The sequence below is a fragment of the Pseudoalteromonas sp. SIMBA_162 genome (genome assembly GCF_046535955.1).
GTDB lineage: Bacteria > Pseudomonadota > Gammaproteobacteria > Enterobacterales > Alteromonadaceae > Pseudoalteromonas > Pseudoalteromonas marina.
Genome location: NZ_JAWJBQ010001234.1, coordinates 1 through 235 on the forward strand (window position 1 = coordinate 1; position 235 = coordinate 235).

Annotated in this window: 1 protein-coding gene; it reads left to right on the top strand. The window is 67.2% G+C overall.

Translation table 11 applies throughout. The features are described 5' to 3' along the window. On the top strand, positions 1 to 235 hold a 235-nt coding region (locus R0J88_RS23570), incomplete at both ends, for a hypothetical protein (protein WP_410901399.1).

A 235-nucleotide genomic window follows, 5' to 3' on the forward strand; every position in this document is an offset into this window, starting at 1 on the left:
GTCGCCGGAGCTGAACGTCACGCTGACCCAGGCCTACGCCTGGCAGGAGCCAACGCGCTACTTCGGCACGCCGCTGATCGCCGGCAAGATCGACTACGACCTGCGGCGCCAGAACTACAACGTGGCCGACAGCAAGATCATCTACCGCGACAGCCGCACCGACCTGAAGGCGGAGTGGTCGCCGAACCCGGCCACGCTGGTGCGCAGCCGCGTGTACTACATCGGCAGCGACCGC